Source organism: Plesiomonas shigelloides (assembly GCF_900087055.1).
GTDB classification, from domain to species: Bacteria; Pseudomonadota; Gammaproteobacteria; order Enterobacterales; family CAMTGL01; genus Plesiomonas; species Plesiomonas shigelloides.
Genome location: NZ_LT575468.1, coordinates 2,959,841 through 2,985,762, shown reverse-complemented (window position 1 = coordinate 2,985,762; position 25,922 = coordinate 2,959,841). Strand labels below are relative to the sequence as shown.

Here is a 25,922-nt window from a genome sequence, read left to right as displayed (position 1 = left end):
GCGCCCTGTTTTTTTCCGCCCATGGCAACGGGTATCTCCAGCTTCTTCTTCGACGCTGTTCTTTGTCTCCCTTTCCTTATTCCGCGTTTATTTCTTTTGGTTATTAACCATTGCTATCGATTCTTTATCGCGCTTTTAAATAGTGAGTAATCTGACGACATCTCTTCATAAGGAATGTCGTGATCATGAGTGCCAAGGATTTACTGACGACCGGAGCGCCGTTTCCTCCGGAACAACTAAGCCGACTGCAACAAACGCTGGCGCAGGCGTCTCCTCTGCAGCTGGCATGGCTGTCAGGCTATACATGGGCGCTCAGCCAATCTTCCTCTGTAACACTGACCGCCGAGGGTGCAGTGACGACCGCCGCGGCTCGTCCGCTGATCACCTTGTGGTCAGCCTCACAAACTGGCAATGCACGCCGTGTGGCCGAGCAGTTACAGCAACAGCTGCAAGCGCAAGGCTGGCAGGTGGAGCACTGGCGCAGTGGCGAAGTGAAAACCAAAACGCTGGCGCAGCTGTCGGTATTGCTGGTGGTGGCGGCAACCTATGGTGAAGGTGAGCCGCCCGAAGAAGCGTTGGGATTGCACAAGTTTTTACTCTCGGCGCGTGCGCCTAAGCTTGAGCAACTGCGTTATGCGGTGCTGGGGCTCGGAGATTCGTCTTACGAGCATTTTTGCCAGACTGGCAAAGACTTTGATCGCCGCTTAAGCGAGTTAGGTGCTCAGCCGTTGCTTGCTAGGGTGGATGCGGATGTGGATTTTGCTGCCACCGCCAGCCATTGGCAGCAAGAGGTGCTAGCTGCCTTGGCGCCGTTAGCCGCGGCTGCTGGCGAATCGCCGTCCAGCGTGGTAACACCGGTCGCGGCGGCGGTCGGTACGGTTTATCAGCGCGATAATCCTTGCACGGTGTCGCTGCTGGCAAGGCAGAAAATCACTGGGCGTAATTCCAGCAAAGATATCCAGCATATCGAGCTGGATTTAGCTGGCACCGGACTGACTTATCAGCCGGGGGATGCCTTAGGTGTTTGGCAACATAACGATCCGGCGCTGGTAGCGGAGCTCTTGCAGCTGACCGGCTTGCCTGCCGATGCACTCGTCACCCTTGATGGACAACCTTTGCGCTTGGCCGATGCCCTGCGGGAAAAGCTGGAGCTGAGCCAAAATGCGCCCACCGTAGTGGCCGCCTATGCCGAATTGAGTGGCGATGCGACCTTGTTGGCACTATGTGACGATAAAGCGGCGTTGCGTGCGTATGCCCAGCGTCATCCGGTGCCGAGCATGCTGGCCACGATTCCTGCCGCGCTGAGCGCCCAGCAATTAGTCGAGCTGCTGCGCCGCTTAACACCGCGTCTGTACTCGATTGCCTCTTCGCAAGCCGAAGTCGGGGAAGAGGTGCACCTGACCGTCGGAGTGGTGCGTTACGCGGAGGGCGATAAAACCCGCACGGGCGCGGCGTCCGGTTATCTGGGCGAGCGTTTATCAGAAGGGGACAGCCTGCGGGTGTTTGTCGAACCCAATGATCAGTTTCGCCTACCCAGTTCTCCGAATGCGCCGGTGATCATGATAGGCCCTGGTACTGGAATAGCCCCGTTTCGGGCCTTTATGCAGCAGCGTGCGGCGGAGGGGGCCGGCGGTCCAAACTGGCTCTTTTTCGGTAACCCTCATTTTACGGAAGATTTTTTGTATCAGGTGGAGTGGCAGCGTTGGGTTAAAGAAGGCATCGTCAGCCGCATCTCACTGGCGTGGTCACGCGATCAGGCGCAGAAAATTTATGTACAAGATCGCCTGCGCGAGCAGGGTGCTGAGATCTGGCAGTGGTTACAACAAGGCGCGCACCTGTATGTGTGCGGTGATGCCAGCAAGATGGCGCATGATGTACAGCAAGCGTTATTGGACATAGTGGCTCAGCACGGTGGCATGGACGCCGCGCAGAGTGAAGCGTATCTGGACGAACTGCGCGCCGCGCAGCGTTATCAGCGAGATGTATACTGATGAGTGACTATCAATTTAGCAGCAAGCATCCTGGCCCTCTGGTGGTTGATGGGCCGCTGAGCGATGCTGAGCGCATGAAGCGCGACAGTAATTTCCTGCGTGGCAGCATTGCCGCCGATTTACACGATGGCCTAACCGGTGGCTTTAACGGCGATAATTTCCTGTTGATCCGCTTTCACGGCATGTATCAGCAAGATGACCGCGATATCCGCGCCGAGCGTGCTGAACAAAAACTCGAACCGCGTCATGCCATGATGCTGCGCTGCCGTCTGCCGGGCGGCGTGATTACCCCGCAGCAGTGGCTGGGGATCGATCGTTTCGCCGTCGACAGCACCCTGTACGGCAGTATCCGATTGACCAACCGTCAAACCTTCCAGTTTCACGGCGTGCTAAAACCGAACGTCAAACCGATGCATCAGATGCTGCATGCGCTGGGGCTAGATGCACTGGCAACCGCCAATGACGTTAACCGTAACGTGCTGTGCACCTCCAATCCGATTGAATCGCAGCTGCATCAAGAGGCGTGGGATTGGGCACGTAAAATCTCCGAGCATCTGCTGCCGCAAACTCGCGCCTATGCCGAGATTTGGCTGGATGAAGAGAAAGTCGCCACGACGGATGTTGAGCCGATTTTGGGCGCGACCTATCTGCCGCGGAAATTCAAAACTGCGGTTGTCATTCCGCCACAAAACGATGTGGACGTGCATGCCAATGACTTGAGCTTTGTGGCGATCGCCGAGCAAGGAAAGCTGGTGGGCTTTAACGTGCTGGTCGGCGGTGGTTTATCCATTACCTTTGGGGATAAATCAACCTATGCGCGCACCGCTAGCGATCTGGGCTTTATCACTCCTGAGCAAACCTTAGCGGTGGCCGAGGCGGTGGTGACCACCCAACGCGATTGGGGTAACCGCAGTAATCGCAAAAATGCCAAAACCAAGTACACCATCGAGCGTGTGGGAGTGGATAACTTTCGCGCCGAAGTGGAAAAACGCGCGCAGGTGCAGTTTGCGCCGTCACGCGAGTATGCGTTTACCGGACGTGGCGATCGCATCGGTTGGGTGCAAGGTATTGATGGCAAATGGCACCTGACGCTGTATATCGAAAATGGGCGGATTCTGGATTATCCGCAAAAGCCGCTGAAAACCGGTTTGGCGGCCATTGCCCGCGTTCACCGTGGTGATTTTCGTCTCACCGCCAATCAAAACTTGATTGTGGCGGGGGTTGCGGAAGCCGATAAGGCGCAGATTGAGCAGTTGGCGCGTAGCCATGGCCTGATGAGCGATAGCTTAACGCCGCTGCGGCAAAATGCGATGGCGTGCGTCTCGTTCCCGACCTGCCCATTGGCGATGGCGGAAGCCGAACGTTTCTTACCGCGCTTGGTCGGTGATGTGGAAGCTATTTTGGCCCGTCACGGCGTGGCGCAAGAGAGCATTGTGCTGCGCGTCACCGGTTGCCCGAATGGCTGTGGCCGCGCCTTGTTGGCCGAAATTGGTTTGGTGGGTAAAGCACTGGGTCGTTATAACCTGCATCTGGGCGGTAATCGTGAAGGCACCCGTATTCCGCGCATGTACCGCGAGAATATTACTGACAGCGAAATTTTAACGATTTTGGATACGTTGATTGCCCGTTGGGCGGCTGAGCGTACGCCCGATGAAGGTTTCGGCGATTTTACTGTTCGCACAGGCATCATCCGCCCGGTGCTCGATCCGGCTCGTGACTTTTATGATTAATTTTTTATGAGTGAGGAGACGCAGGTCATTATGTCTAACTCATCTTCTACGTCGCCTGAGCGCCAGCCGACCCTGACTGAGCTGACGGTGCCACCGTTGGCTGAGTTACTGGCCTTAACGCCGTCAGAGCGCGAACTGGCACTGGCGGCGCTCAATCAGGCTCTATTGGCGCTACCCGCAGCGGCGCGAGTGGCGTGGGCCTTTGAGCATCTGCCGGGAGCGCATGTCCTTTCTTCCAGCTTTGGTATTCAGGCGGCGGTTAGTTTGCACTTATTGGTGCAGCAGCAGCCGACTATTCCGGTAATCCTCACCGACACCGGCTATCTGTTTGCTGAAACATACCAGTTTATTGATAGCCTGACCGAACGCCTGCAGCTGAATTTGCAGGTGTTTCGCAGCCCCTTATCGCCGGCGTGGCAAGAGGCGCGCTATGGCCGCTTGTGGGAGCAAGGCTTGGATGGGTTAGCGCAGTATAACCAACTGAATAAAGTCGAACCGATGCAACGCGCGCTCGAGCAATTGCAGGCCGGGACGTGGTTTGCTGGCTTACGCCGCGCACAGGCCAGTAGCCGCGCCAGTTTGCCGGTGCTGAGTGTACAGCGTGGCTGCTTTAAGTTTTTGCCGATTGTCGATTGGGATAACCGGCAGGTGCACCGTTATCTGACCGAACATGGCTTACCCTATCATCCACTGTGGGAGCAAGGGTATTTGTCGGTGGGCGATACCCATACCACGCGCAAATGGGAGTCGGGCATGAGCGAAGAAGAGACGCGCTTTTTTGGTTTGAAACGTGAGTGCGGCCTGCATGAATCAGGGGAAGATCAAGGCTCGGGGATCTAACGCGATCACAAATTCGGCGGCGGGGAGTGAACTTACCGGTAAAACGCGATGCGACGCGGCGTATTTTTTAACCAAGGTTGCTAGGATGACACTCTGTTTGGCTATCTTCGCTTTGCTGCTATGTAAGCTTGCGCGCCCCATCCGACAGCCTTGGTGTGGCTGCGGGATGGTAGGGCGTCACGATAGTCTGCGCACCGTTTAGCACTTTCGTTTAGAAATACCGTTTTGAACATAGGGAAAGACAATGTCGAAGTTGCAAGGAACCGTGAAGTGGTTCAATGACAGTAAAGGGTTTGGGTTTATTCAAAATGCTGGCGGGGAAGATGTGTTTGTGCACTTTTCTGCGATTCAGGGCAACGGTTTTCGCACGCTAAAAGAAGGTCAGCAGGTCACTTATACCGAGGTCAGTGACCAGCGCGGGAAAAAAGCCGAAAACGTCGAGCCAGTGGTGTAACTCACACCCAATCAAGAAACCAATAAAAAAGCCGTGTGAGTCACACGGCTTTTTTGCAGTATCGCTTTTAGCGTAGCGATGTCACTTGCTGATCCTTACAGGATCTCCAGCAGCTCTACATCAAACTGCAGCATGCTGCATGGTGGAATCGAGTGACCAGCACCGCGCTCGCCATAGGCCAGCTGATGCGGGATATACAAACGCCACTTAGAGCCAACTGGCATCAGGGTCAGCGCTTCAATCCAACCGGCGATCACGCCGTTGACAGGGAACTCAGCTGGCTGGCCGCGTTGTACCGAGCTATCAAATACAGTACCGTCCAGCAGGCTACCGGTGTAATGTACACGCACACGGTCAGTGCGCGCAGGGATTGGGCCGTCGCCTTGCTGCAGCACTTCGAACTGCAGGCCGCTACCGGTGCAGGTTACGCCTTCGCGAGAGGAGTTTTGCGCCAAGAACGCTTCGCCTTCTGCCGCGGCTTCTTGATACTTGGCTTGACGCGCCTCATCTGCGCGAGCATGCATTTCACGCAGCGCACGGTGAACCACATCGACAGCAACAGCCGGAGCATTGCCTTCCAGTGAGTCGCGCAGACCCTGAGTCAGGGCATCCAGCTCCAGTCCGGTCAGACCGCTTTCGGCCAGTTGCTGACCAATTTGCAGACCGATGCCATAGCTGGCCTGAGCTTCCATAGTATTAAGGGTTGAGGCTGTCATTTCTTTTCCTTACAGATAAACTGCTCACAGAGGTGCGAGCATATCAGTACCGGTGCATTCCGGCAAAAATAGGCGTCGCAAATGCGATTTTTAATAGTAAATACCGTGACTTTTCTCTGTGAAAAGGAAAAAATAAATCGATCGCGGTTTGTCTAGTGCATGGAGATGAAGTGGACCTGCGTACAGATAGCGGACCGGTAGGAAGACCGGGAAAAAAACGCCCCGCCAAGGCCGCGCCCAAGCAGCGCGCGCCCCGTTTTAATTGGCGGGAAAAATTGTCGTTGCCCGATTGGCAATGGCCGACGCTGAATATCAAACTCCCACCGGCAGAGATGGGGTTATCGGGCGTGTTGCGTGCAGCGCTGGTCGCGTTGTGGCATGTGCCGGATCGCTTTAACTGGCTTGGGCCGGTATCGCCGTTTCATCGCCGCTGGATCACCGTCAGTGCGCTAGTGGTGCTGCTTGGGATTGTGTTGCCGTCAGGTTCATCGGCGCCGGAGCAAAGTGAAGCGGCTTTGCCGGTGGCGGGAGCCGAGGGCGTGCAAGATAACACCCCGGTGGCCCTGACGCCGGAAGCATTGTCTGAGCGGCAACCGGATCGTCGCATCCCGCAAGAGATGCCAGAAGATCTGGAGCAGCGCAGCGAAGCGGTGCCGGTGAGCTCACCGCCGGTAACCCGTGCGGCACAGGCGCCAAGCAACACGGTGCGCCGTGAAGCGGAAAGCAAAGCGACTACTCGGGTGGCAGACAGAGCGCCTGAGCGTAGCGTTAGCAAACCAGCCGTCAAAGAAACGCCAGTAAAAGAAGCGCCAGTGCGTGAAGTGGCAAAAAAAACACCGGAAAAAGCCCCTGAAAAAGTGGCGGAGAAAAAGCCGGTGGAGAGCGCCGCTAAAACCAGCACTGCTGGCTGGCAAAGCTACCAAGTGGGTAAGGGCGTAACCTTGGCGCAAGTGTTCCGCTCCGGCAACCTGCCGCTACCGGATTTGATGGCCATGACGCGGGCACAGGCCGCGGATAAGCCGCTGAGCAATGTCAAAGCCGGTCAAACGGTACGGGTGAAAACCAATGCCAAGGGCGAGGTGGAAGCGCTACAGCTCGATGCAGTGGCGGGCAGCAAGCCAGTCGTCTTTGTCCGACTGGCCGATGGCTCGTTTGCCCAGTCGCAGTAATTGAATGTCGCCGTAATTGAACATCGAAACATAAAAAAGGCCTTCCATCATGGAAGGCCTTTTTGTTACTGGCGACGACTCACGTTTGTCAGTGCTCGTCAGCCTATTCGGTTACTGCTTGGCCGCAGGCGCATTCAGATCCACTTGATACAGGGCAAAGCCGTTTTCATCTTTACCAACTTGCTGCATTGGATACTGCGCATGTTCTTTGATGAACTGGCTGGCCTTGTCACTTGGTGAGGTTTCAAAGCGGATATCCAGCTTGGTTTTGCTGTTGATTGGCGCTAAACGCCAGTTGTTATCGGCTGTTGGCACCACTTGGCCTTGTTGCTTGCTCTGCTCGCTGATGTAGTTCGCTAGCACCTGACGGTTTTCATCTGGTGAGGCAAAGGCCACATACTGGCTACCGGTACCGGCAAATTTCTCACCGTAGGCGCGGTAGTTGTTGGTCGCAATCAGGAACTGCGCTTTTGGATCGACTGGCTTGCCGTTGAAGGTCAGTGCCTTAATTCGCTCCGAGCTTGGGTTGATCAACTTACATTCACCATCGAAACGAGCCGGTTGGGTCACGTCAATTTGATAGTTCACGCCATCAATCACGTCGAAGTTGTAGGTGCGGAAACCGTCCCAGTTGATCAGCTCTTGTGGCTTGCTGGAGTTCGGATCGATTTGGTTGAACTGTCCGGCGGAGCACTCCAGCCAATCTTTCAGCTGCGCACCGTTGACCTTCACGGTCACCAGCGTGTTCGGGTACAGATACAGATCGGCCGCGTTACGGAAGGTCAGCTCACCTTTCTCAACTTCCACGAAGCTGGATGGATCGTTTTTACGTCCGCCCACTTTAAATGGCGCGGCGGCAGACAGCACTGGGATTCCATCCAGATCCGGATCGCCTTGCACGAAGTGTTCAACGTAGGCTTTCTGAGCGTTGTTGACGATTTGCACGGTTGGATCATCTTGAATCAGCGCTAAGAAGCTGTACATGTTATCCGAGGCTTTACCAATCGGCTTGCTGACAAAATCACGGGTGCCTTTATGATCGGCAGCTAGAGCAGCAGTCAGTTTGGCATCGGCTTCGACCAGCGGTTTGTTGGCTGCTTTGTCAAAAATAGGACGTGCTTGGGCGCGGGAGTCAGTGATGCTCCACTGGCCTTTATCGTTGTTCAGGGTTAAATCGACTACGCCCAGATGGTCACCCCACTGACCCGGCATGACCGCCGGTACACCATTGATGGTGCCTTTACTCAGATCCACGCCCGGCAGGGTGGCAAAATCTTTGCTCGGGAACACGCCATGGGAGTGGCCGAACATGATGGCATCGATACCTTTAACCTGAGAGAGGTAATAGACCGAGTTTTCAGCCATCGCTTTATACGGATCGCTTGAAACGCCAGAGTGCGGAATCGCAATCACCAGATCCGCGCCTTCGGCACGCATCTTCGGCACCAGCTCTTCTGCGGTCTGCTTGATGTCTTTAACAGTGACTTTGCCTTCCAGATTGGCTTTATCCCACACCATAATCTGTGGCGGTACAAAGCCAATATAACCGATTTTGATGGTCTGCTTGTTACCCTCGTTATCCACCACTTCGGTGTCTTTGATCAGGTATTGCTGCAGCAGTGGCTTACCGGTTTTGGCATCAAACACGTTGGCGTTGATGTACGGGAAGGCGGCGCCCGCTAATGCCGTTTTCAGGTAATCCAGACCGTAGTTAAATTCGTGGTTACCCAAGTTACCCACTTGGTAATCCAGCAGATTCATCGCCTTATAAACGGGGTGTTGTTCGCCTTTCTTCAGACCTTTTGCAGCCTGATAGTCCCCCATAGGGCTGCCTTGGATCAGGTCGCCGTTATCCACCAACACACTGTTTTTGGCCTCTTTGCGGGCTTCACCGATCAGCGTAGCGGTACGGGTCAGGCCGAACTTCTCGGTCGGCTTATCCTTGTAGTAGTCATAATCCATCATGTTGCTGTGCAGGTCGGTAGTTTCCAGCACCCGCAGTTCAACGGTGGCGGCATTGGCAGAAGCGGCACAGAACAAACCGGCTGCAATGGCCAGTGCCAGCGGAGAACGGGACAAAGACATAGCGATTCCTCTGTCAGTCAGTAGGTTGTTGAGATAAGGGAAGGTAAAACTCGGAACAGGGTAACAAATCTCAATGTATGCCGCGTTTTCTCGCGATAGGAGTGTGAAGTTGGTCGCGAACAATCCGGTAACTCTGTCGTGAATCGTGGCATGGGGCGCGCGTCTTGCGAAGCGCATTGGCCGTGTGACCGTGCGGGCTGACTAAAGGCGAACGGCATTAGAACAAAACGGAATTGCAAAGATGAAATCATCATTTATGGGCCTCTCAATAAGCCTCTATATTGCTTGCATACGTAGGGATGTCAGGGGCCGCAGTGATGGAGTTTTTACCGGTTTTTGCCCGCTTAGCAGGGCGTAAGGTGTTAGTGGTGGGCGGCGGTGAAGTGGCTGAGCGCAAAGTGGCGTTATTGCTACGCGCAGGCGCACAAGTGCAGATAGTCAGCCGTACCCTGACGGCCGAATTGCAGCGTCGCGCTGAGCAGGGCGCGCTGCAGTGGGTAGCGCAAGAGTTTGCGGATACGCAGTTAGAACATGTGTTTCTGGTGGTGGCGGCGACCGATGATGAGCTGCTCAATCACCGCGTCAGTCGCGCTGCAGAGGCGCGCGCGGTGCTGATCAATGTGGTGGATAACAAGGCGCTGTGCTCTTTCATCATGCCGTCGATCATTGATCGTTCGCCGTTGGTGGTCGCGGTATCGTCGGGCGGCAGTGCGCCGGTGCTGGTGCGTTTGATCCGCGAAAAATTGGAAAGCTTGCTGCCTTCACGTCTTGGCGTCGTGGCGCAACTGGCGGATCGCTGGCGTGAGCCGGTGAAACAGGCGTTGCACGGTATCACCGAGCGTCGTCGTTTTTGGGAAGCCTTGTTCGGTGGCCGTTTTACCTCACTGGTGCAGCAAGAGCGGGATGATGACGCCGAGCAAGAGCTGGCACGTGCGCTGAAGGCCCATGCCCAGCGTGAGCAAGGGCGCGGGGAAGTGTTTTTGGTTGGGGCTGGGCCGGGCGATCCGGGTTTATTGACGCTGCGCGCCTTACAGGTGCTGCAACAGGCCGATGTGGTGCTGTACGACTATCTGGTCTCCGATGAGATCCGCGATTTGATCCGCCGCGATGCCGAGCAGATTTGCGTGGGCAAACGGGCTGGTGATCATTCGGTGCCGCAAGCAGAGATCAATCAAAAGCTGGTGGATTTGGCGCTACAGGGAAAACGTGTGGTGCGTCTTAAAGGCGGCGATCCGTTTATCTTTGGCCGCGGCGCCGAAGAGCTGGAAGCGCTGTTGCCACATCAGATCCCGTTTCAGGTGGTGCCGGGGATCACCGCGGCGGCAGGAGCTACCGCCTATGCCGGCATTCCACTGACTCACCGCGAACATGCGCAAACTGCGATGTTTATTACCGGCCACTGTCGCCCAGATGGCGATGCGCTGGACTGGTCGACACTGGCACGTGGACGGCAAACGCTCGCCATTTATATGGGAACGCTCAAAGCGGCAGAGATCAGTCAGCAGCTGATGGCCCATGGTCGTGCGGCGCAGACCCCGGTGGCGATTATCGTCAACGGTACGCGTAGCAGCCAACAGGTATTACGCGGTGAGCTGCAACAGTTGCCGCAGTTGGCGGCGCAAGCCGGCGCACCGGCACTGATTATTATCGGAGAAGTGGCGGCCTTGGCCGATTCTCTCCACTGGTTCGGCAGCCGGCCGCACAGCGAGCTGTGGCCTGCGGTAGTTAATCTGGGGTAGGACGAACTCATGAACGCAACACAACTGACGCATTTACAGCAGCTGGAAGCCGAAAGCATCCATATCCTGCGTGAAGTGGCCGCCGAATTTGCCAATCCGGTGATGCTGTATTCCATCGGCAAAGACTCCTCGGTAATGCTGCATCTGGCGCGCAAGGCCTTTTATCCGGGCAAAATTCCCTTCCCGTTACTGCACGTGGATACCGGTTGGAAGTTTCGTGAAATGTATGAGTTTCGCGATCGCATGGCGCGTGAGTGCGGATTTGAACTGTTGGTGCACCGTAATCCACAGGGCGTGGCGCTGGGCATCAACCCGTTTACCCACGGCAGTGCCAAGCATACCGATGTGATGAAAACCGAAGGTCTTAAGCAAGCACTGGACAAATACGGGTTTGATGCCGCCTTTGGTGGCGCGCGTCGTGACGAAGAAAAATCTCGTGCCAAGGAGCGGATCTACTCGTTTCGCGATCAGTTCCACCGCTGGGATCCGAAAAACCAGCGCCCAGAGCTGTGGCGCAATTACAACGGCCAAATTAACAAAGGCGAGAGCATTCGGGTCTTCCCTCTTTCTAACTGGACTGAGCTGGATATCTGGCAATACATCTATCTGGAAGGCATCGACATTGTGCCGTTATATCTGGCCAAAGAGCGCCCGGTGCTGGAGCGCGACGGCATGCTGATGATGGTGGATGATGAACGGATTGAGCTGCAAGCCGGTGAAACCATCGAACAGCGTAAAGTGCGCTTTCGCACCTTGGGCTGCTGGCCGCTGACCGGCGCCATTGAATCGCAGGCCGATACGCTGACCGCCATTATTGAAGAGATGCTGCTGTCGACCAGCAGTGAGCGCCAAGGGCGCTTGATTGACCGCGATCAGGCCGGCTCGATGGAGCTGAAAAAACGCCAGGGATATTTCTAAGGAGCCACGCATGAACAGTTCAATTGCCGCCCAAATTGCCGAGCATGGCGTTGAGGCTTACCTGCTGGCTCAGCAGCACAAAGGCTTATTACGTTTTTTGACCTGCGGTAGTGTCGATGATGGTAAAAGCACCTTAATCGGCCGCTTGCTGCACGATACCCGCCAGATCTATGAAGATCAGCTCAATACGCTGCATGCCGATAGCCGCCGTTTAGGCACTGCCGGTGAAAAATTGGATCTGGCGCTGCTGGTCGATGGCCTGCAAGCTGAGCGCGAGCAGGGGATCACCATTGATGTCGCGTACCGCTATTTCTCCACCGAAAAGCGTAAGTTCATCATTGCCGATACCCCTGGCCATGAGCAGTACACCCGCAATATGGCCACCGGCGCATCCACCTGCGATCTGGCGATCTTATTGATCGATGCGCGTAAAGGCGTGTTGGCACAAACCCGCCGGCACAGCTTTATTGCCAATTTGCTGGGAATCCGGCATTTGGTGGTGGCGGTCAACAAGATGGATCTGGTGGGTTACGATCCAGCCGTATTTGCGCGGATCAGTGCCGATTACCAAGCCTTTGCCGCCCGCCTCAATCCGCTGCTGCAGATCACCTTACTGCCGCTGTCGGCACTGGATGGCGATAACGTCGTCCAGCGCGGGCAAGCGTTGAGCTGGTTTGATGGTCCGACCTTGCTGGAAGTGCTGGAGAACGTTGAGGTCAGTCGCGAGCGGGCAGCGGCGGCGCTGCGTTTCCCGGTGCAATATGTCAATCGTCCGGATCGTGATTTTCGCGGCTATGCTGGCACCGTCGGTTCGGGTGTGGTGCGGGTCGGTCAGCCGGTGAAAGTACTGCCCTCGGGGGTGCGTACCGAAGTGGCGCGTATCGTGACCTTTGATGGCGACCTGACCCACGCGGTTCCCGGCCAAGCGGTGACACTAGTGCTGCGCGACGAAGTCGATATTAGCCGTGGCGATCTGTTGGTGGCGGCCGACGATCCGCTTAGCGTCAGTCGTCAGGTGGCGGCCGATGTGGTGTGGATGACCGAGCAACCGCTACGGGTTGGCGATATTTATGACATCAAGCTGGCCGGTCGTAAGACCCAAGCGCGGGTCACCGCCATTCGTCATCAGGTGGATATCAATAACCATGAACGCCACGCCGCCAGCGAGTTACCGTTAAATGGTATTGGGCAGGTCGAACTGGTCTTCAGTGAACCTTTGGCACTGGAGCCGTACGGACACAGCCAAGACAGTGGTAGCTTTATCTTTATTGACCGCCTAAGCAATGTCACGGTAGGCGCGGGGTTGGTGGATAGCGTACTGGGTGAACCGGCACGTGGTAGCCAGCACTACAGCGCGTTTGAGTTAGAGCTCAATGCACTGATCCGTCGTCAATACCCACACTGGCAGGTGCGTGATATCAGTCAGGATTAACGCTGACAATCAGCAGACCTGACCAGACCGTCAATGGCCGATATACCGCGTCACTGAGCGTGAGATATCGGCGATTTAATTCATGGGGCCGTTATTCATTTATGGGTGATGGAACCATGTTGCCATGGGATTACTTTGTCACAAGGAGCGCGCGATGTCCGCGACCGAATCTTCCGCCAATCTGGCCGCCACCTTACCGACCGGCGTTGCCACCGCGCATGGCGCTATCTGGCAATCCCACGTGATAGATCGCCGCCAGCGCGAGCAGCTAAATGGCCATCGCGGGGCGATCGTCTGGTTTACCGGTCTTTCAGGCGCTGGGAAATCGACGCTGGCGGGGGCGTTGGAGCAGGCGCTGTATCGACAAGGAGTTCGCACCTATCTGCTGGACGGTGATAACGTGCGTCATGGCCTGTGCGCCGATTTGGGATTTTCACTGGCCGAGCGGCAGGAGAATATCCGGCGCGTTGGCGAAGTGAGTAAATTGATGCTGGATGCCGGCTTGGTGGTGCTGACCGCCTTTATCTCGCCGCAACGGGCGGAACGCGATAGTGTGCGCCAGCAGGTCGATCCGGATCAATTTATTGAGGTGTTTGTCGATACTCCGCTCACGGAATGCGAACGCCGCGACGTGAAAGGGCTGTACAAAAAGGCGCGCGCGGGTCAGATTCAAGACTTTACGGGCATCGATGCCGTTTATGAGGCCCCGCAAAATCCGGAGGTTCATCTGCAGAGCGCTGAACATAGCGTGGATGAACTGGTGGTGACCTTGCTGGAGGCCCTGAGCGCGCGCGGCATCATCAGGTAGGCGAGGTACAGTTATGTTACAGGCGTTGGAGAAGATCGCACGTGAAGCTGGCGATGCCATCATGGCAGCCTATCAGCGTGAGGTCACTGTGGTACAGAAAGCCGATGACTCCCCGCTGACCGAAGCGGATCTGGCCGCACACCAGATCATCGTGCGTGGATTGACCGCGCTAACGGCGTCCATTCCGGTGTTATCCGAAGAAGCGGCCAACATTGATTGGTCGGTGCGTCGGCTCTGGCCACGTTTTTGGCTGGTAGACCCGCTGGATGGCACTAAAGAATTTATCAAACATAACGGTGAGTTCACCGTCAATATTGCCCTGATTGAAGAGGGGCGTCCGGTGATGGCGGTGGTGTATGCCCCGGCGCTGGATAAGCTGTACATGGCCGAAGGTGGCCAAGCGTGGCGCGTCGTGCAAGGCGTGCGTGAACCGTTGCAGGTACAGCAAGCGATGCCGCCGGTGGTGGTAGCTAGCCGTTCACATCAAGACCCGCGTTTGGCCTCCTATCTGGCTGAGCTTGGTCCGCATCAGCTGACCTCGGTCGGTTCATCCTTGAAATTCTGTCTGGTGGCCGAAGGGCAAGCGCAGCTGTATCCACGTTTTGGTCGCACCATGGCGTGGGATACCGCGGCCGGTCACTGCATTGCCGAAGCGGCAGGGGCGGTGGTGGAAACTTTGGATAACCAACCGCTGCGCTACAACCAGCAAGAGGATTTAACCAATCCACCGTTTATTGTTCGGGTGGCGTGGGCACGCGGTTGTTGTTAACCGGCTGCGGGTTACACACGAGTAAGCCATGGGGATGCGCTCGCTAAGTTCGCGCTTGGCGGGCGGCGTTCAGTGCGTTTTACGGTACGCGCCCAGAGCTCAGAGTGGAGTGAGCGGAGCGCGTAGTTGCGCATCGTTGAGCATGCTTTGGCGATGTCGGCTCTACACTCCGGCAACTTACCCTGCGATTTTTAAATTTAGTTTTTCACACTCGGTTTTTTACACTCGAGCCTCTGACACTCTCACCATGTATACAGCCACCGCTTAGACACTCACATTGGCACTGCGTGGCGTCACCGTTAGGTGGGCACCCAGCAAGCTGCTCAAGCACTGAATGTACTCGGGCAGTGATGTGCCAATCAGCAATTGTGACAACTCCTCACCCACCGGGCTGAAACGGTAGTAGGTAAGGCGATGGCCGGTGTCGTGGGTGGTCAGCGTCAAATCGGTACTGGCAAAACGCAGTGAATAGTTCTGCTCTGGCAGTAAACTGCCTGATTCTAGCTCTCCGCCGAGCAATAAGCCCAGCTCTTGCAGTAATAGCAGGGCGCTGAACGGCAGCTTGAAGCTGCCCAAATTGAGCTGCTCAGGCGCGGGCGCGCGAAAGAGGGATTTGAGACCGTTTTTGCCCGGGCGGATCCCGGTGATGATACGCTTGGCCGAGAGATCGGCGCCAAAGCTGCAGGCAACCGCACAGGCGCGCTGAAACAGCATGGCTTCGCGGTGCGTCATATCACGCAAGGTGCGTAGCGCCTTAATCGAAAAGCTGCCCGGCTGCACAATCTCTTGGGCTAAAATTCGCCCCCACAGGCGCTGCATCGGCGCGCCCCGGGTTTCTTGTGCTAGCTGTAAAAAGCTGCTGATCCAGTCTGGATCGCTTTCTGTCGCCAAGGTGTCCTGACACAAGCTGGCGGCAATCTGCATGATCTTCTCGAGATTTTCTTGTCGCTGTAGCTGCTCTTGTTGCAGACGGCGCTGCAGACGCTGTTCCAGTTTAGTCGGTTGCTGCGGATATATTTTCCCGTCGATATGCCGGTTGATGGCAAGATCAATGGCGCGCTGGCGTGCGCTGATAAGGCGGCTATTGTCAGTATGTTCGTTAGCGGATGCGGAGCTTTCCTGCCCGGCAGCCTGCTCTGCGCTGGTCATGTCCTTTGCTTCCTGCCGGATTTTTGCATTGACAATAAGTTGTCAAATGACCGAAATCCGCTTAATGTTAATTAATTGCTAATAAAAATGGTTTTATTACGGGTGGATAGAATGAAAAAGCATATTTGGGGCGTTGCTATTGCGCTGGGGTATGTGTTTTCACTGGTCATGCTGGCCCAGCATTTCAATTATTGAGTTTGGCTACCCGTCTACAAGAGCGGCTTGACTCGATTCTATCGGTTAGATTCTATCTGTTAAAGGTAGCGGCCATGCGCGTAGTTTCTTGATAGCCTGACGTTTCTTGATAGTCAGCCATGTCATGATGCTGATGCCTGTCACGTATTTTATCGCGCCACCTTCCTGAGTGCTGTAGCCAATCGCCTTATCACCTACTCACTTGCACAAAAACCATTTCATCGAAAACACCTTTATCGAGAATTGCTTCGTTAATAGTTTCTTGGCTAAGCGTTGCTGCGTTAATAGACCGTCTTGATGATGGGGTGTTTTAAGTACATGGAAATGGCGTTGCATGCGTAACGCATACACGCCCTCGCCATAGTTAACGTCAACCGGCGAGGGCATGTTAATGGAGGAGAAGAGCGTCAGCTTACTGCTGCAACTCTTTTTTGATCAGGGCCATGGCTTGGTCAATTTCGGCTTTGCTCATCGCGCCTTGTTTGACGAACAGCACTTTACCTTGAGGGTTGAGCACCATGATGGCGGAGCTCTTCGGCGCTAATTCCCACGCTTGTTGCACTACGCCGTTGGCATCATAGATAAATTGTGACCATGGGAACTCTTGTTTGCTGTCTTTCAGGCTGCTGCGCACAAAGGCACTGGTACCGATGATGGCATCGTCCGCATTCACGATGGTGGTGGTCTGGTAGCGGTCATGCGGCAACTTGGCGGCTTTGATGGCTTCGATAAACGGCGCATTCATCTCTTTAGCGGCGGTGCGACCGGCAATCGCCTGCACCACTCGCACTTTGCCCGGCAGCATGTTGGTGTTCCACGGGGTGTAGCTGATCTCTTTGCCTTGCAATACCAGCTCCCCTTGGTCGATGACGGTGGCTGCCGGCAAGCTCTGATTCAGTTGTACCGGTGTGGCGAGTGCCAGCGCAGGCAGCAAAGATACACAGGCCATCAGCAGAGTAGAGAGTTTCATCTTATCTTATCCTTATGAAATAAAAGATTATTTTATTAATTCTGTACATGCTCTTCAGCCGGTACTCTGCCTGTTTGACACGGGATGTCAATCTTTCGGCAACTACTCCGACCTGTGAATAGCATAGAAGGCGAGGGGAAATTTGTCGCGATGCCTCGGCAGCAAATCCGACAAAAGGTTATGCAAAGGTTACATTCCGCAATGGTATTGCAGGTGGCTATGCGGCAACTTTCTTATTCAGCGGCGGTCGAAGGAGACGTTCTTTGCATGATAAAATTGGGCATGAAATTTGTTAATCTTCACAAAATATCGTTTTAGTGAAAAATTTCAGCAATATTTTCCGACTATCATCAAAGACCTGACAGCTCATTATGACTATCCTACGGGGGTCATGATGACGACTTACACCATTTGTGTTACTGTTATGTTATCCGTTGCTGAGAATGATTTTCGGCACACCGCAGGACAGTTACTGGGTAGACTTGAACGGAGGTCAACTATGATGCGCATTTTCCAACGCTACAATCCTTTAATGATTGCTCGCCATGTGAAGGTTTTTTTCCGCGGCCGCATGTATATCAAGGGGGTAGGCGCATTCGAGTTTGATAACGGCAAGATTTTGCTGCCCAAGACCAAAGACAAACAGCATCTGACGGTGATGAATGAAGTGAACCGCCAGATCACCGAATTGCAGACGCAAGCGGCGTGAGAGCCTCTTTCTAGCCTATAGAGAATAGGCTGGCGGTAGCAGACAGTAGATAACACCCGCGAATATAAAAAAGGCCATCCGAGAGGATGGCCTTTTTGCGTAGTAAACCGATTATGTTCGCGATGCTGTGCTAGCCGACATTGCGTTAGGGCAGAAAGACCGGCGCCGTGAAAACCCGCGCCGATAAGCTAACTAATCGTTATCTGCTGCCTTGGCTTGTTCCGCACCATCACTGCTTTCTTCGTGCTGCTCGTCTTGCGGTACATCTTTTGGCAGACGGGTGATCAGCATTTGATCAATTTTGAAGTTATCGATATCGACCACTTCAAATTTGTAGTTGGCGTAGATGGTGTAATCGGTGCGTTTCGGGATCTTACGCAGCATATACATCATGAAGCCGCCAATGGTTTCGTAGTTATCGGAGTCTGGGAACTCATCGATATCCAGCGCACGCATGACGTCATCAATCGGCGTAGTGCCTTCAATCAGCCACGTATTTTCATCGCGCTTAACGATGAGCTCTTCCTGATTCTGATTGACCAGATCGCCCATCAGCGTGCTCATCACGTCATTTAAGGTGATGATACCGACGACCAGCGCGTATTCGTTTAAGATCACCGCGAAATCTTCGCTGCTGCCTTTAAAGCTTTCCAGCGTTTCCGACAAGGTCAGAGAATCCGGCACAAACTGTGGATTGTGCATCGGCAGACCTTGATGCAGGGCAATGCTCTGGCCGTTCAAAATCCGCATCAGCATGTCTTTGGAGTCGACATAACCGACCACGTTATCGATGGTGGTGTCACACACCAAAAACTTAGAGTGTGGGTGGGTGGAGATTTTCTCGCGGATGCTCTCTTCGCTTTCCCGAATATCAAAATAGATGATGTCTTCGCGTGGCGTCATCGAAGATGGCACTGTACGTGATTCGAGCTCAAACACGTTTTCAATCAGATGGTGCTCTTGCTTACCCAGCACCCCTGCCAAGGCACCTTGTTCGAACACGGTATAGATGTCATCGGAAGTGATGTCTTCTTTACGAGCGGTCGGTACGTTAAGCAGTTTAAAGATGGAGTTAGCCAAACCGTTGAAAAACCAGACCAGCGGTTTGAAGAGCTTAATGCAAAATTGCATTGGACCGACAATTCGGGTTGAAACGGCTTCAGGTGAGGCCATACCAATACGCTTTGGCATTAAGTCAGCGAACAGAATAAAACCACCGGTGACTACGGAGAAAGACAGCAGGAAGCCGATTTTTCCCGCTAGATCCGGTGACATCCAATGTACCAGCAAGCTTTCGAAATACGGGGAAAACGCGGTGTCGCCGATGATACCGCCGAGGATGGCCACGGCGTTCAAGCCGATTTGCACCACGGTAAAGAAGTTGCCGGGTTGCTCTTGTAATGCAATCACTTTGGCTGCGCGAATATTCCCTTCGTCAGCCATAACTTTTAATTTAATTTTCCGTGATGCAGCAAGAGAGATTTCCGAGATCGAAAAAAACGCACTTGCTGCGATCAACAGTGCGATGGCCAGTATATTTTCTAGCATTCTCACGAGACCTTAACTGTAATGATAGCCCGCATGACCGGGCCTTATAGTTGTCGATACTAAAGTCATGCGCACCATGATCCCTACTACAAGATCCAGTATCGCAGCCACTTTGTAGACAAAGTAACCAACTTAAACAACCTAAGCAGTATAGCTGTCCGCCGAGTCAGAAGCTAGGCGCGCTGTCAACCGCCTGCCGGAAAACAAATGCCGGTCCCACCTAGGCCACAGTATCCATGCGGATGTTTAAACAAATATTGCTGGTGTTCATCTTCCGCCAGATAAAACGGGCCTGCGGCGCGAATTTCGGTACTGATGGCATTGGGATGTCCCGCAGCAGCTAGCGCTTGCTGATAGTGGCGCGCACTTTGCTCGGCTTGCTGTTGCTGGGCCTCATCACAAGTATAGAGGGCTGAGCGGTACTGGGTGCCGAGATCATTGCCTTGGCGCATTCCCTGAGTGGGATCATGGCGCTCCCAGAACAATTGCAGCAGCTCGGCGTAACTTATGCTGGCGGGATCAAAAATTACCCGTACCGCCTCGGCATGACCGGTTAAGCCGGTACACACTTCTTGATAGGTCGGGTTTGGCGTATAGCCGCCCATGTAGCCGACGCTGGTGTGATACACCCCCGGTTGCTGCCAGAATAAGCGTTCAACACCCCAGAAACAGCCCATCGCAAAATAAGCCGTGGCATAATGTTCTGGGATAATAGGTTGTAACGGAAGACCTAAGATGGCGTGCTGCTGATGATGCGGCAGTGGCTGTGAGCGGCCGGGTAACGCCTGTTCTGGATTAATGATTGTGTGTTGGTGTGCATAAGTCATAAAATTCCCCGTAACTTTCGTTATGACATTGTTGTTTATTTTAGACATCGCTAAAGCGGCGCGGGAGTGCGCAGGGCGCTGTCGACAAGGCATCGGCTGACTTTTATTTAATCAACGTTATCACCGTTGGGGTATTTGTGCGCAAAAAATTATGGACCTTCTTATTCTTGTCTCTTATCTCGGTGCCGGCGATGGCCGCCGTGAAACTGCAGATAGAGGGGCTGAGCGGAGAGTTGCAGCGTAACGTGCGTGCGCACTTGTCCACCATTAAAGATGATGAGGTCGCGGCCAATGCGCGCTTTAAACGGCGAGTTCGCACTGGGATTGAAGATGGTCTGAAAGCGCTGGGCTATTTTGACCCCGAAATCCGCTTCGAGCTGATCCCGCGCAGTGCCCCTTTGCGCTCCTTGCTGGTGGCGCACGTCAATCCGGGTGAGCCGGTCAGAATTAAAGCCATCAATATCGAATTGATCGGGGAAGCGCGGCAAGACCCGGCGTTTACCGAACTGCTGACGACGACACCCAAAATTGGTTCGATTTTAAATCAGGGCGATTTTGATGCCTTTCGTAGCCGCTTGCGCTCGTTAGCGTTAGAGCGTGGCTACTTTAAGGCGGATTTAAAAGTCAGCCAGCTAAAAGTGGCTACAGGTCTGCACGAGGCCTTTTGGAATATCCAATTTGACAGTGGCCGACGTTATCGCTTTGGTGAGGTGACCTTTACCGGCTCGCAAATCCGGGAAAACCGTCTGCAGGGCTTGATCCCGTTCAAAGTGGGCGAGCCGTATTTGGCGGCGACGTTGGCGCAATTTAACCAGAATCTGTCGGAAACCAACTGGTATCGCAACATTGTGATTGACCCACAGTTTGCCAAAGTGGGTGAGAACATGGAGTTGCCGCTGTTTGTGACGGTGACGCCAAGAGCGCCGAACAACGTGGAATTGGGGCTGGGCTTTGCCACCGATATCGGGGTACGAACCAGTATGCGCTGGCGTAAACCGTGGGTGAATGCCCTTGGACACAGCATGGAAACGCTGGTGCGTTATTCCCAGCCAGAGCAATCAGTGGAGTTTGGTTACCGTATTCCGACCAAAGAGAGCCCGCTGCAAAAATTCTATACCTTAACCACCGCCTATAACGCCGAAAACCATAACGATACCAATGAGCAGTCGCTGTCGGCTTCGGTTGGTGCGTTCTGGAATGTTTCTTCGGGCTGGCAGCGTAACTTAACCATGAACGTCAGTTACAGCCGATTCGAACAAGGTCTGCAAGAGCACGATACCTTCTTGCTGTATCCGGGCGTTCAGTTTGCCCGCACCCGTTCGCGCGGTGGTTTGATGCCGTATTGGGGGGACTCGGAAGTGTTCAGCATTAACTATGCTAACACCGCGTGGTTGTCCGATATCGATATGCTGCAGTTACAAGCGCGCAGTACGTGGATCCGCACCTATGCCTCTAAGCACCGTTTTGTGGCAAGAGCGGAAGCCGGATGGTTAGAGAGCAGCGATTTTGACAAAGTCCCGCCGTCATTGCGTTTCTTCGCCGGTGGCGATCGCAGTATTCGCGGTTATAAATACAAATCCATCTCTCCGGTCGATAGCGAAGGCAAGCTCACTGGTGCATCGCGTATGGCGACCGGCTCGCTGGAATACCAGTACAACTTTACCGGCAACTGGTGGGGCGCGATGTTCTATGACACCGGTTATGCCACTAACAAGTTTATTCCAGAAGATCTGAAATCTGGGGTCGGGATGGGGGTGCGCTGGGCCTCACCACTCGGTCCGGTTCGTTTTGATATTGCCCATCCGTTAGCCAAAGGTAGCTCTGGCGTGGAAATTTACATAGCACTGGGGCCTGAGTTATGAATCCGTTAAAGAAGCTGAGTATTGGCTTTTTGATCACACTGCTGGTGCTGATTGCGGCGCTGGCGGGGTTGTTGGGCACCGAGTCTGGCTTACGTTTGTTGGTTAATGGGGCCAACCGTTGGGTGCCGGGCCTGCATATTGGCGAGTTTTCCGGTAACTGGGGCCGCGGTCTGCATCTGCAGCAGGTGTCCTTTACGATGCCGGGTGTCGATGTGGCGGTGGATGATGCCTTGCTTCAACTGCAATTAGGCTGTTTGCGCCGTAGTGAAGTGTGTATCCGTCAGGTGACGGTGGATAAAGTGCGCGTCGCGGTGGACACCGCCTTGTTGCCCGCCAGTGAGCCGACCCCTTCGGAGCCACTGACCCGCCTAAGCCCCCCGTACCCGTTGTTATTGCGTCTGCTACAACTGAATGATGTTGAGGTGACGGTGGATGGCACTCGCATCTCTCTGGGCCATTTTACCAGTGGCGCCCAGTGGCGCGGTGAGGCGTTAAGCCTGCAACCCACTGAGTTTAACGATCTGGCGGTGATCCTCGCCGCGCCAGCCGCCGATACGGCGAGCAGCGCGAAAGAGGCAAAAGAGGGCACGGTTGCAGAGAAAACCACTGCGACTACAGATACAGCGGGCACGTCAGCTAATTCGACCGCAGCAGCCACAGCGGTAACCACGAAGAGCTCTGATGCGAAAGCCGCCGCCGCCAAGTCAGCTGCCACACCGCCAAGCGATGCGAAAGCGGCGACGAGCGACGATCCGGCGGCGATGTTGCAACAGCTGTTTGCTTCTCCGTTGTTACCGCAGTTACCGGCAGTGGTGATCCCGCTGGATATCGAGGTTGCGCAGATCCACGGTAAAAATTTGCGGATTGATACCGGCACGCCGCAGACCATCGATGATCTGCTGATCAGTGCCAGCACCCAAGGTAATAAAGTTACCCTCAAGCAATTGCAGGTCAGCGCCCCGCAAGGGGACGTACAACTGACCGGATATGCTCGGTTACAGCAAAAGTGGCCCTTGGAGCTGAAGCTGTCGAGCTCGGTCAAATTGCCGGACTGGCCAGCGCAAAAGCTGCAAGCGACCTTGAGCGGTGCGCTGTATGACAAGTTGGTGTTGCAGGCGGAGTTAAGTGGCGCGCTGCAAGCTAACTTGCATGCGCAGACCGAGCTGGCGACCGCCGGCTTGCCGCTAGAGCTGACCTTACGTAGCCCTAAACTGGTGTGGCCGCTGCAAGGTGAGCCCGATTATCGGGTGCAAGGGGTGGCATTGGCGCTTTCTGGCAGTGCGCGTGATTACACCGCCAGCCTCAATGCCAGCTACAGCGGTAAAGACATTCCACAAGGCAAAGTGGCACTTAAAGCGGCCGGTGATTTGGAGCACGTGGCTATCTCGCTGCTGCGCCTTGATACCTTGCAAGGCTCGGCCCAGCTCAAAGGCTCCTTGGCTTGGCGTAAGCTGCTCAAATGGCGCGCGGATGTGAATTTATCCGGCATCAACACTGCGCAGCAGTGGCCGGAGTGGCCTGCACGCATCAATGGTCGTTTAAGCACCAAAGGGGAGTTGCAAGGCGATGCATGGGCGGTGGATTTACCGATTTTAAATCTGACCGGACAGGCACTGAATAAGCCGCTGGACGTCAACGCCGTCTTAAGTGGCCGCAGCACTGGCCGGTGGAATATCTCTGATTTGCGTATGAATGTCGGCGGCAACCGTCTGCAGGCCAAAGGTGTGATCAGCGATACGTGGAAGCTGGATGCGCAGATTAACGCGCCGCGCTTAGATGGCCTGTTACCGGGCCTCGGTGGACAGGTTAACGGTAACGTGGTGCTGCGCGGAGCCTTGATGACACCGGCGGTGAATCTGGATCTGCAAGCCAATGGATTACGTTGGCAAGACCTGACCATTGGCCGTTTGCAAGCTAAGGCTGATGTGAAGAGCCAGTCGCAAATTCAGGGCACCGTGGCCATCAACTTGCAGAATCTGGTGCAAGGCGACATGACCGTTAGCCGCGCTCAGCTGGATGCCAGCGGTAGCGAGCGGCAACATCAGCTGCGCTTTACCCTGCAAGGCGAACCGGTGTCGGCCGGCTTGCGGTTAACCGGCAGCTTCGATCGCAATAGCATGAACTGGCGCGGTACCTTGAGTCAGACTCAGGCGCAGACCCCGTTGGGGCCATGGACACTGCAAGCGCCGGTGGCGCTGGCGTACACCCATAGCCGTCAGCAAGTGAGCATCAGTCCGTTGTGTCTGACTAACCCGAATGCCGAAGTGTGCATCCCGCAGACCATGACCGCGGGTGCTAGCGGCCAAGGGCGCGTGCAGTTGCGCCGTTTGGATCTGGCGATGTTCAAAGAGCTACTCGGCGATGAGACCCGCGTTAAAGGTGTGGTGCAGGGCCAAGCGGAGTTCCGTTGGCAGGCCAATGGTGGCTTACCAACGGTGCGAGCGAACTTGAGTAGCAGCAATCTGCGGGTGATCCAGTGGTTGATGGGCCGCCGTTTACCGATTGATATCAGTCAGTTGGGGCTTAATCTGCGCCTAGAAAATGGCCGTTTGCAACTGAGCAATGACATACAACTTAAAGACAACGGCAGCTTCAATAGCCAAATCAACATCAGTGACTTGGCGGGACGTCGTCGCCTGAGCGGTAATGTGAACATTAATCAGCTGTCGCTGGCGTTGTTGTCGCCGATGCTAGAGAAAACCGAAAAAGCGGAAGGGATGATCGGTGCCCAGCTGCAATTGGGCGGGGTGCTGGATAGACCGTTGCTGCAAGGTCAGTTGGCGCTGCAAAATCCACAGCTGACTGGTGCGTGGCTGCCGGTGGATATTACCGGCGGTAACCTGACCATTCGCTTTGCTGGTGCGCGCTCGAACTTGAACGGTGCGCTGCAAACGCCGGAAGGGGTGTTGAACCTCACCGGTGAGGCGGATTGGCAGCGTCCAGAGCAGTGGAGCGCGATGCTGAACGCGAACGCCAATCGTCTGCGGATCGCATTGCCACCGATGGTGCGGCTGGACGTTAATCCCGATCTCACCTTCCGAGCGACGCCAAAAGCGATGGAGCTGACTGGCTCGGTGCGCATCCCGTGGGCGCGTATCGAAGTTGATAGCCTGCCGGAAAGTGCGGTGGATAGCTCGTCAGATTTGGTGTTGCTGAATAACCAGCTGCAGCCCATCAACGAAAGCAATCCTGCGATGGCGGTGAATACCGACTTGATGGTGCGGCTGGGCGATGATGTGCGCCTGAATGCCTTTGGTCTCAAGGCGCAGCTCAAAGGCAGCTTGCACGTACTGCAAAATGCCCAAGGGCCATCAGTGCGTGGGCAGGTGTATCTGGCCGATGGCCGCTTCCGCTCCTTCGGGCAGGATTTGGTGATCCGTAAAGGGCAGTTGCTGTTTGTTGGCCCGCCAACGCAGCCGATGCTGAACATCGAAGCGATCCGTAACCCAGAATCGATCCAAAACGATGTAGTGGCCGGGATCCGAGTCACCGGCATGGCGGATAACCCGCTGATGACTATCTTCTCGGAGCCGTCGATGTCACAGGCCGAAGCGCTGTCTTACATTCTGCGCGGCGAGCCATTGGATGACGGTAACTCCAATGATAACGGCGCGATGACCTCTGCCTTGATTGGGATTGGCTTGTCACAAAGCAGTCAGCTAGTAGGGCAAATTGGTCAGGCGTTTGGGATCAGCGATCTGGCACTGGATACGCAAGGGGTGGGAGATAACTCCCAAGTGGTGATCAGTGGCTATATCATGCCGGGTCTGCAGATTAAGTACGGGGTCGGGATCTTTGACTCGCTGGCAGAGCTGACCTTGCGTTATCGCTTGATGCCAAGTCTGTATCTGCAAGCCGTGTCGGGATTGAATCAGGCGGTGGATTTGATCTACCAGTTTGAGTTCTAACATTCACCGTCGCCGCCATCCGCTTGCGCATCGAGCGGATGGCCACAATAAAAAAACACCGCCTACTGGCGGTGTTTTTGTTTTTAGCTTACGTGCGAAAGAC

The 25,922-nt window shown here is 54.9% G+C and carries 19 protein-coding genes; 13 read left to right on the top strand and 6 right to left on the bottom strand.

What is annotated here, in order from left to right:
* Nucleotides 1–185: 185 nt before the first annotated feature.
* The 4 genes from cysJ (at nucleotide 186) to NCTC9997_RS13270 (ending at nucleotide 5,015) form a co-directional block, all read left to right on the top strand.
* The gene (cysJ, locus tag NCTC9997_RS13285; RefSeq protein ID WP_064978239.1) at nucleotides 186–1,991 is read left to right on the top strand and encodes an NADPH-dependent assimilatory sulfite reductase flavoprotein subunit; all 1,806 of its coding nucleotides are present in this window, start codon (nucleotides 186–188) and stop codon (nucleotides 1,989–1,991) included.
* Nucleotides 1,991–3,721 carry an assimilatory sulfite reductase (NADPH) hemoprotein subunit gene (gene cysI / locus NCTC9997_RS13280; protein ID WP_064978238.1) on the top strand — a complete coding sequence of 577 codons (1,731 nt, stop codon included), beginning with the start codon at nucleotides 1,991–1,993 and terminating at the stop codon, nucleotides 3,719–3,721. The genes cysJ and cysI overlap by 1 nt, the downstream gene beginning before the upstream one ends.
* 96 nt (nucleotides 3,722–3,817) lie before the next feature.
* On the top strand, nucleotides 3,818–4,561 hold the full coding sequence (locus NCTC9997_RS13275) for a phosphoadenylyl-sulfate reductase (protein WP_413463054.1): 744 nt from the start codon (nucleotides 3,818–3,820) through the stop codon (nucleotides 4,559–4,561).
* Between the two features lie 244 nt (nucleotides 4,562–4,805).
* Nucleotides 4,806–5,015: a cold-shock protein gene (locus NCTC9997_RS13270; protein ID WP_010864745.1), complete on the top strand. Its 210-nt coding sequence runs from the start codon at nucleotides 4,806–4,808 to the stop codon at nucleotides 5,013–5,015.
* Between the two features lie 95 nt (nucleotides 5,016–5,110).
* Here the strand turns inward: NCTC9997_RS13270 and NCTC9997_RS13265 are convergent, their stop codons facing one another.
* A complete protein-coding gene (locus NCTC9997_RS13265) occupies nucleotides 5,111–5,731 on the bottom strand; it encodes an FKBP-type peptidyl-prolyl cis-trans isomerase (protein WP_064978237.1) in 621 nt (206 codons plus the stop codon).
* 170 nt (nucleotides 5,732–5,901) lie between these two features.
* Here NCTC9997_RS13265 and NCTC9997_RS13260 point away from each other — a divergent pair, with 170 nt between their 5' ends.
* A complete protein-coding gene (locus tag NCTC9997_RS13260; RefSeq protein WP_156669270.1) occupies nucleotides 5,902–6,900 on the top strand; it encodes a LysM-like peptidoglycan-binding domain-containing protein in 999 nt (332 codons plus the stop codon).
* Between the two features lie 111 nt (nucleotides 6,901–7,011).
* Here NCTC9997_RS13260 and NCTC9997_RS13255 read toward each other — a convergent pair whose 3' ends face one another.
* Nucleotides 7,012–8,985, bottom strand: coding sequence for a bifunctional 2',3'-cyclic-nucleotide 2'-phosphodiesterase/3'-nucleotidase (locus NCTC9997_RS13255; RefSeq protein WP_156669269.1), 1,974 nt, complete (start codon nucleotides 8,983–8,985; stop codon nucleotides 7,012–7,014).
* Nucleotides 8,986–9,302: 317 nt separating this feature from the next.
* Here NCTC9997_RS13255 and cysG point away from each other — a divergent pair, with 317 nt between their 5' ends.
* From cysG to cysQ, 5 genes are all read left to right on the top strand, one after another.
* A complete protein-coding gene (gene cysG / locus NCTC9997_RS13250; protein ID WP_064978235.1) occupies nucleotides 9,303–10,724 on the top strand; it encodes a siroheme synthase CysG in 1,422 nt (473 codons plus the stop codon).
* A gap of 9 nt (nucleotides 10,725–10,733) precedes the next feature.
* On the top strand, nucleotides 10,734–11,642 hold the full coding sequence (cysD, locus tag NCTC9997_RS13245; protein WP_010864740.1) for a sulfate adenylyltransferase subunit CysD: 909 nt from the start codon (nucleotides 10,734–10,736) through the stop codon (nucleotides 11,640–11,642).
* Nucleotides 11,643–11,652: 10 nt separating this feature from the next.
* Nucleotides 11,653–13,074, top strand: coding sequence for a sulfate adenylyltransferase subunit CysN (cysN, locus tag NCTC9997_RS13240; RefSeq protein ID WP_064978234.1), 1,422 nt, complete (start codon nucleotides 11,653–11,655; stop codon nucleotides 13,072–13,074).
* Between the two features lie 154 nt (nucleotides 13,075–13,228).
* Nucleotides 13,229–13,882 carry an adenylyl-sulfate kinase gene (cysC, locus tag NCTC9997_RS13235; RefSeq protein WP_082935565.1) on the top strand — a complete coding sequence of 218 codons (654 nt, stop codon included), beginning with the start codon at nucleotides 13,229–13,231 and terminating at the stop codon, nucleotides 13,880–13,882.
* A gap of 13 nt (nucleotides 13,883–13,895) precedes the next feature.
* Nucleotides 13,896–14,651, top strand: coding sequence for a 3'(2'),5'-bisphosphate nucleotidase CysQ (gene cysQ / locus NCTC9997_RS13230; RefSeq protein ID WP_064978233.1), 756 nt, complete (start codon nucleotides 13,896–13,898; stop codon nucleotides 14,649–14,651).
* Nucleotides 14,652–14,915: 264 nt separating this feature from the next.
* Here cysQ and NCTC9997_RS13225 read toward each other — a convergent pair whose 3' ends face one another.
* Together NCTC9997_RS13225 and NCTC9997_RS13220 are read right to left on the bottom strand one after the other, a co-directional pair.
* Nucleotides 14,916–15,800, bottom strand: a complete 885-nt coding sequence (locus NCTC9997_RS13225; RefSeq protein ID WP_010864736.1) for a TIGR03899 family protein — start codon at nucleotides 15,798–15,800, stop codon at nucleotides 14,916–14,918.
* Between the two features lie 607 nt (nucleotides 15,801–16,407).
* Nucleotides 16,408–16,965, bottom strand: coding sequence for a YtfJ family protein (locus NCTC9997_RS13220; RefSeq protein WP_039045750.1), 558 nt, complete (start codon nucleotides 16,963–16,965; stop codon nucleotides 16,408–16,410).
* 502 nt (nucleotides 16,966–17,467) lie between these two features.
* Here NCTC9997_RS13220 and NCTC9997_RS13215 point away from each other — a divergent pair.
* A complete protein-coding gene (locus NCTC9997_RS13215) occupies nucleotides 17,468–17,674 on the top strand; it encodes a DUF1107 domain-containing protein (RefSeq protein WP_010864734.1) in 207 nt (68 codons plus the stop codon).
* A 192-nt stretch (nucleotides 17,675–17,866) separates the two neighbouring features.
* Here NCTC9997_RS13215 and paeA read toward each other — a convergent pair whose 3' ends face one another.
* A complete protein-coding gene (paeA, locus tag NCTC9997_RS13210) occupies nucleotides 17,867–19,222 on the bottom strand; it encodes a polyamine export protein PaeA (protein ID WP_047706716.1) in 1,356 nt (451 codons plus the stop codon).
* A 185-nt stretch (nucleotides 19,223–19,407) separates the two neighbouring features.
* On the bottom strand, nucleotides 19,408–20,049 hold the full coding sequence (gene msrA, locus NCTC9997_RS13205; protein ID WP_064978231.1) for a peptide-methionine (S)-S-oxide reductase MsrA: 642 nt from the start codon (nucleotides 20,047–20,049) through the stop codon (nucleotides 19,408–19,410).
* A 191-nt stretch (nucleotides 20,050–20,240) separates the two neighbouring features.
* Here msrA and tamA point away from each other — a divergent pair, with 191 nt between their 5' ends.
* Complete coding sequence (gene tamA, locus NCTC9997_RS13200) at nucleotides 20,241–21,911, top strand: autotransporter assembly complex protein TamA (protein WP_010864731.1); 1,671 nt, start codon at nucleotides 20,241–20,243, stop codon at nucleotides 21,909–21,911.
* Nucleotides 21,908–25,819 (top strand): autotransporter assembly complex protein TamB, encoded by a 3,912-nt coding sequence (tamB, locus tag NCTC9997_RS13195; RefSeq protein ID WP_064978230.1) that lies wholly within the window; start codon nucleotides 21,908–21,910, stop codon nucleotides 25,817–25,819. Before tamA ends, tamB begins: the two co-directional genes overlap by 4 nt.
* Nucleotides 25,820–25,922 lie beyond the last annotated feature (103 nt).

Excerpts from the sequence above, each read along its gene's own strand:
- cysJ (WP_064978239.1), top strand. The coding sequence starts at position 186 with ATGAGTGCCAAGGATTTACTGACGACCGGAGCGCCGTTTCCTCCGGAA.
- cysI (WP_064978238.1), top strand. The coding sequence starts at position 1,991 with ATGAGTGACTATCAATTTAGCAGCAAGCATCCTGGCCCTCTGGTGGTT.
- NCTC9997_RS13270 (WP_010864745.1), top strand. The coding sequence starts at position 4,806 with ATGTCGAAGTTGCAAGGAACCGTGAAGTGGTTCAATGACAGTAAAGGG.
- NCTC9997_RS13265 (WP_064978237.1), bottom strand. The coding sequence starts at position 5,731 with ATGACAGCCTCAACCCTTAATACTATGGAAGCTCAGGCCAGCTATGGC.
- NCTC9997_RS13255 (WP_156669269.1), bottom strand. The coding sequence starts at position 8,985 with ATGTCTTTGTCCCGTTCTCCGCTGGCACTGGCCATTGCAGCCGGTTTG.
- cysG (WP_064978235.1), top strand. The coding sequence starts at position 9,303 with ATGGAGTTTTTACCGGTTTTTGCCCGCTTAGCAGGGCGTAAGGTGTTA.
- cysD (WP_010864740.1), top strand. The coding sequence starts at position 10,734 with ATGAACGCAACACAACTGACGCATTTACAGCAGCTGGAAGCCGAAAGC.
- cysN (WP_064978234.1), top strand. The coding sequence starts at position 11,653 with ATGAACAGTTCAATTGCCGCCCAAATTGCCGAGCATGGCGTTGAGGCT.
- cysC (WP_082935565.1), top strand. The coding sequence starts at position 13,229 with ATGTCCGCGACCGAATCTTCCGCCAATCTGGCCGCCACCTTACCGACC.
- cysQ (WP_064978233.1), top strand. The coding sequence starts at position 13,896 with ATGTTACAGGCGTTGGAGAAGATCGCACGTGAAGCTGGCGATGCCATC.
- NCTC9997_RS13225 (WP_010864736.1), bottom strand. The coding sequence starts at position 15,800 with ATGACCAGCGCAGAGCAGGCTGCCGGGCAGGAAAGCTCCGCATCCGCT.
- NCTC9997_RS13220 (WP_039045750.1), bottom strand. The coding sequence starts at position 16,965 with ATGAAACTCTCTACTCTGCTGATGGCCTGTGTATCTTTGCTGCCTGCG.
- NCTC9997_RS13215 (WP_010864734.1), top strand. The coding sequence starts at position 17,468 with ATGCGCATTTTCCAACGCTACAATCCTTTAATGATTGCTCGCCATGTG.
- paeA (WP_047706716.1), bottom strand. The coding sequence starts at position 19,222 with ATGCTAGAAAATATACTGGCCATCGCACTGTTGATCGCAGCAAGTGCG.
- msrA (WP_064978231.1), bottom strand. The coding sequence starts at position 20,049 with ATGACTTATGCACACCAACACACAATCATTAATCCAGAACAGGCGTTA.
- tamA (WP_010864731.1), top strand. The coding sequence starts at position 20,241 with ATGGCCGCCGTGAAACTGCAGATAGAGGGGCTGAGCGGAGAGTTGCAG.
- tamB (WP_064978230.1), top strand. The coding sequence starts at position 21,908 with ATGAATCCGTTAAAGAAGCTGAGTATTGGCTTTTTGATCACACTGCTG.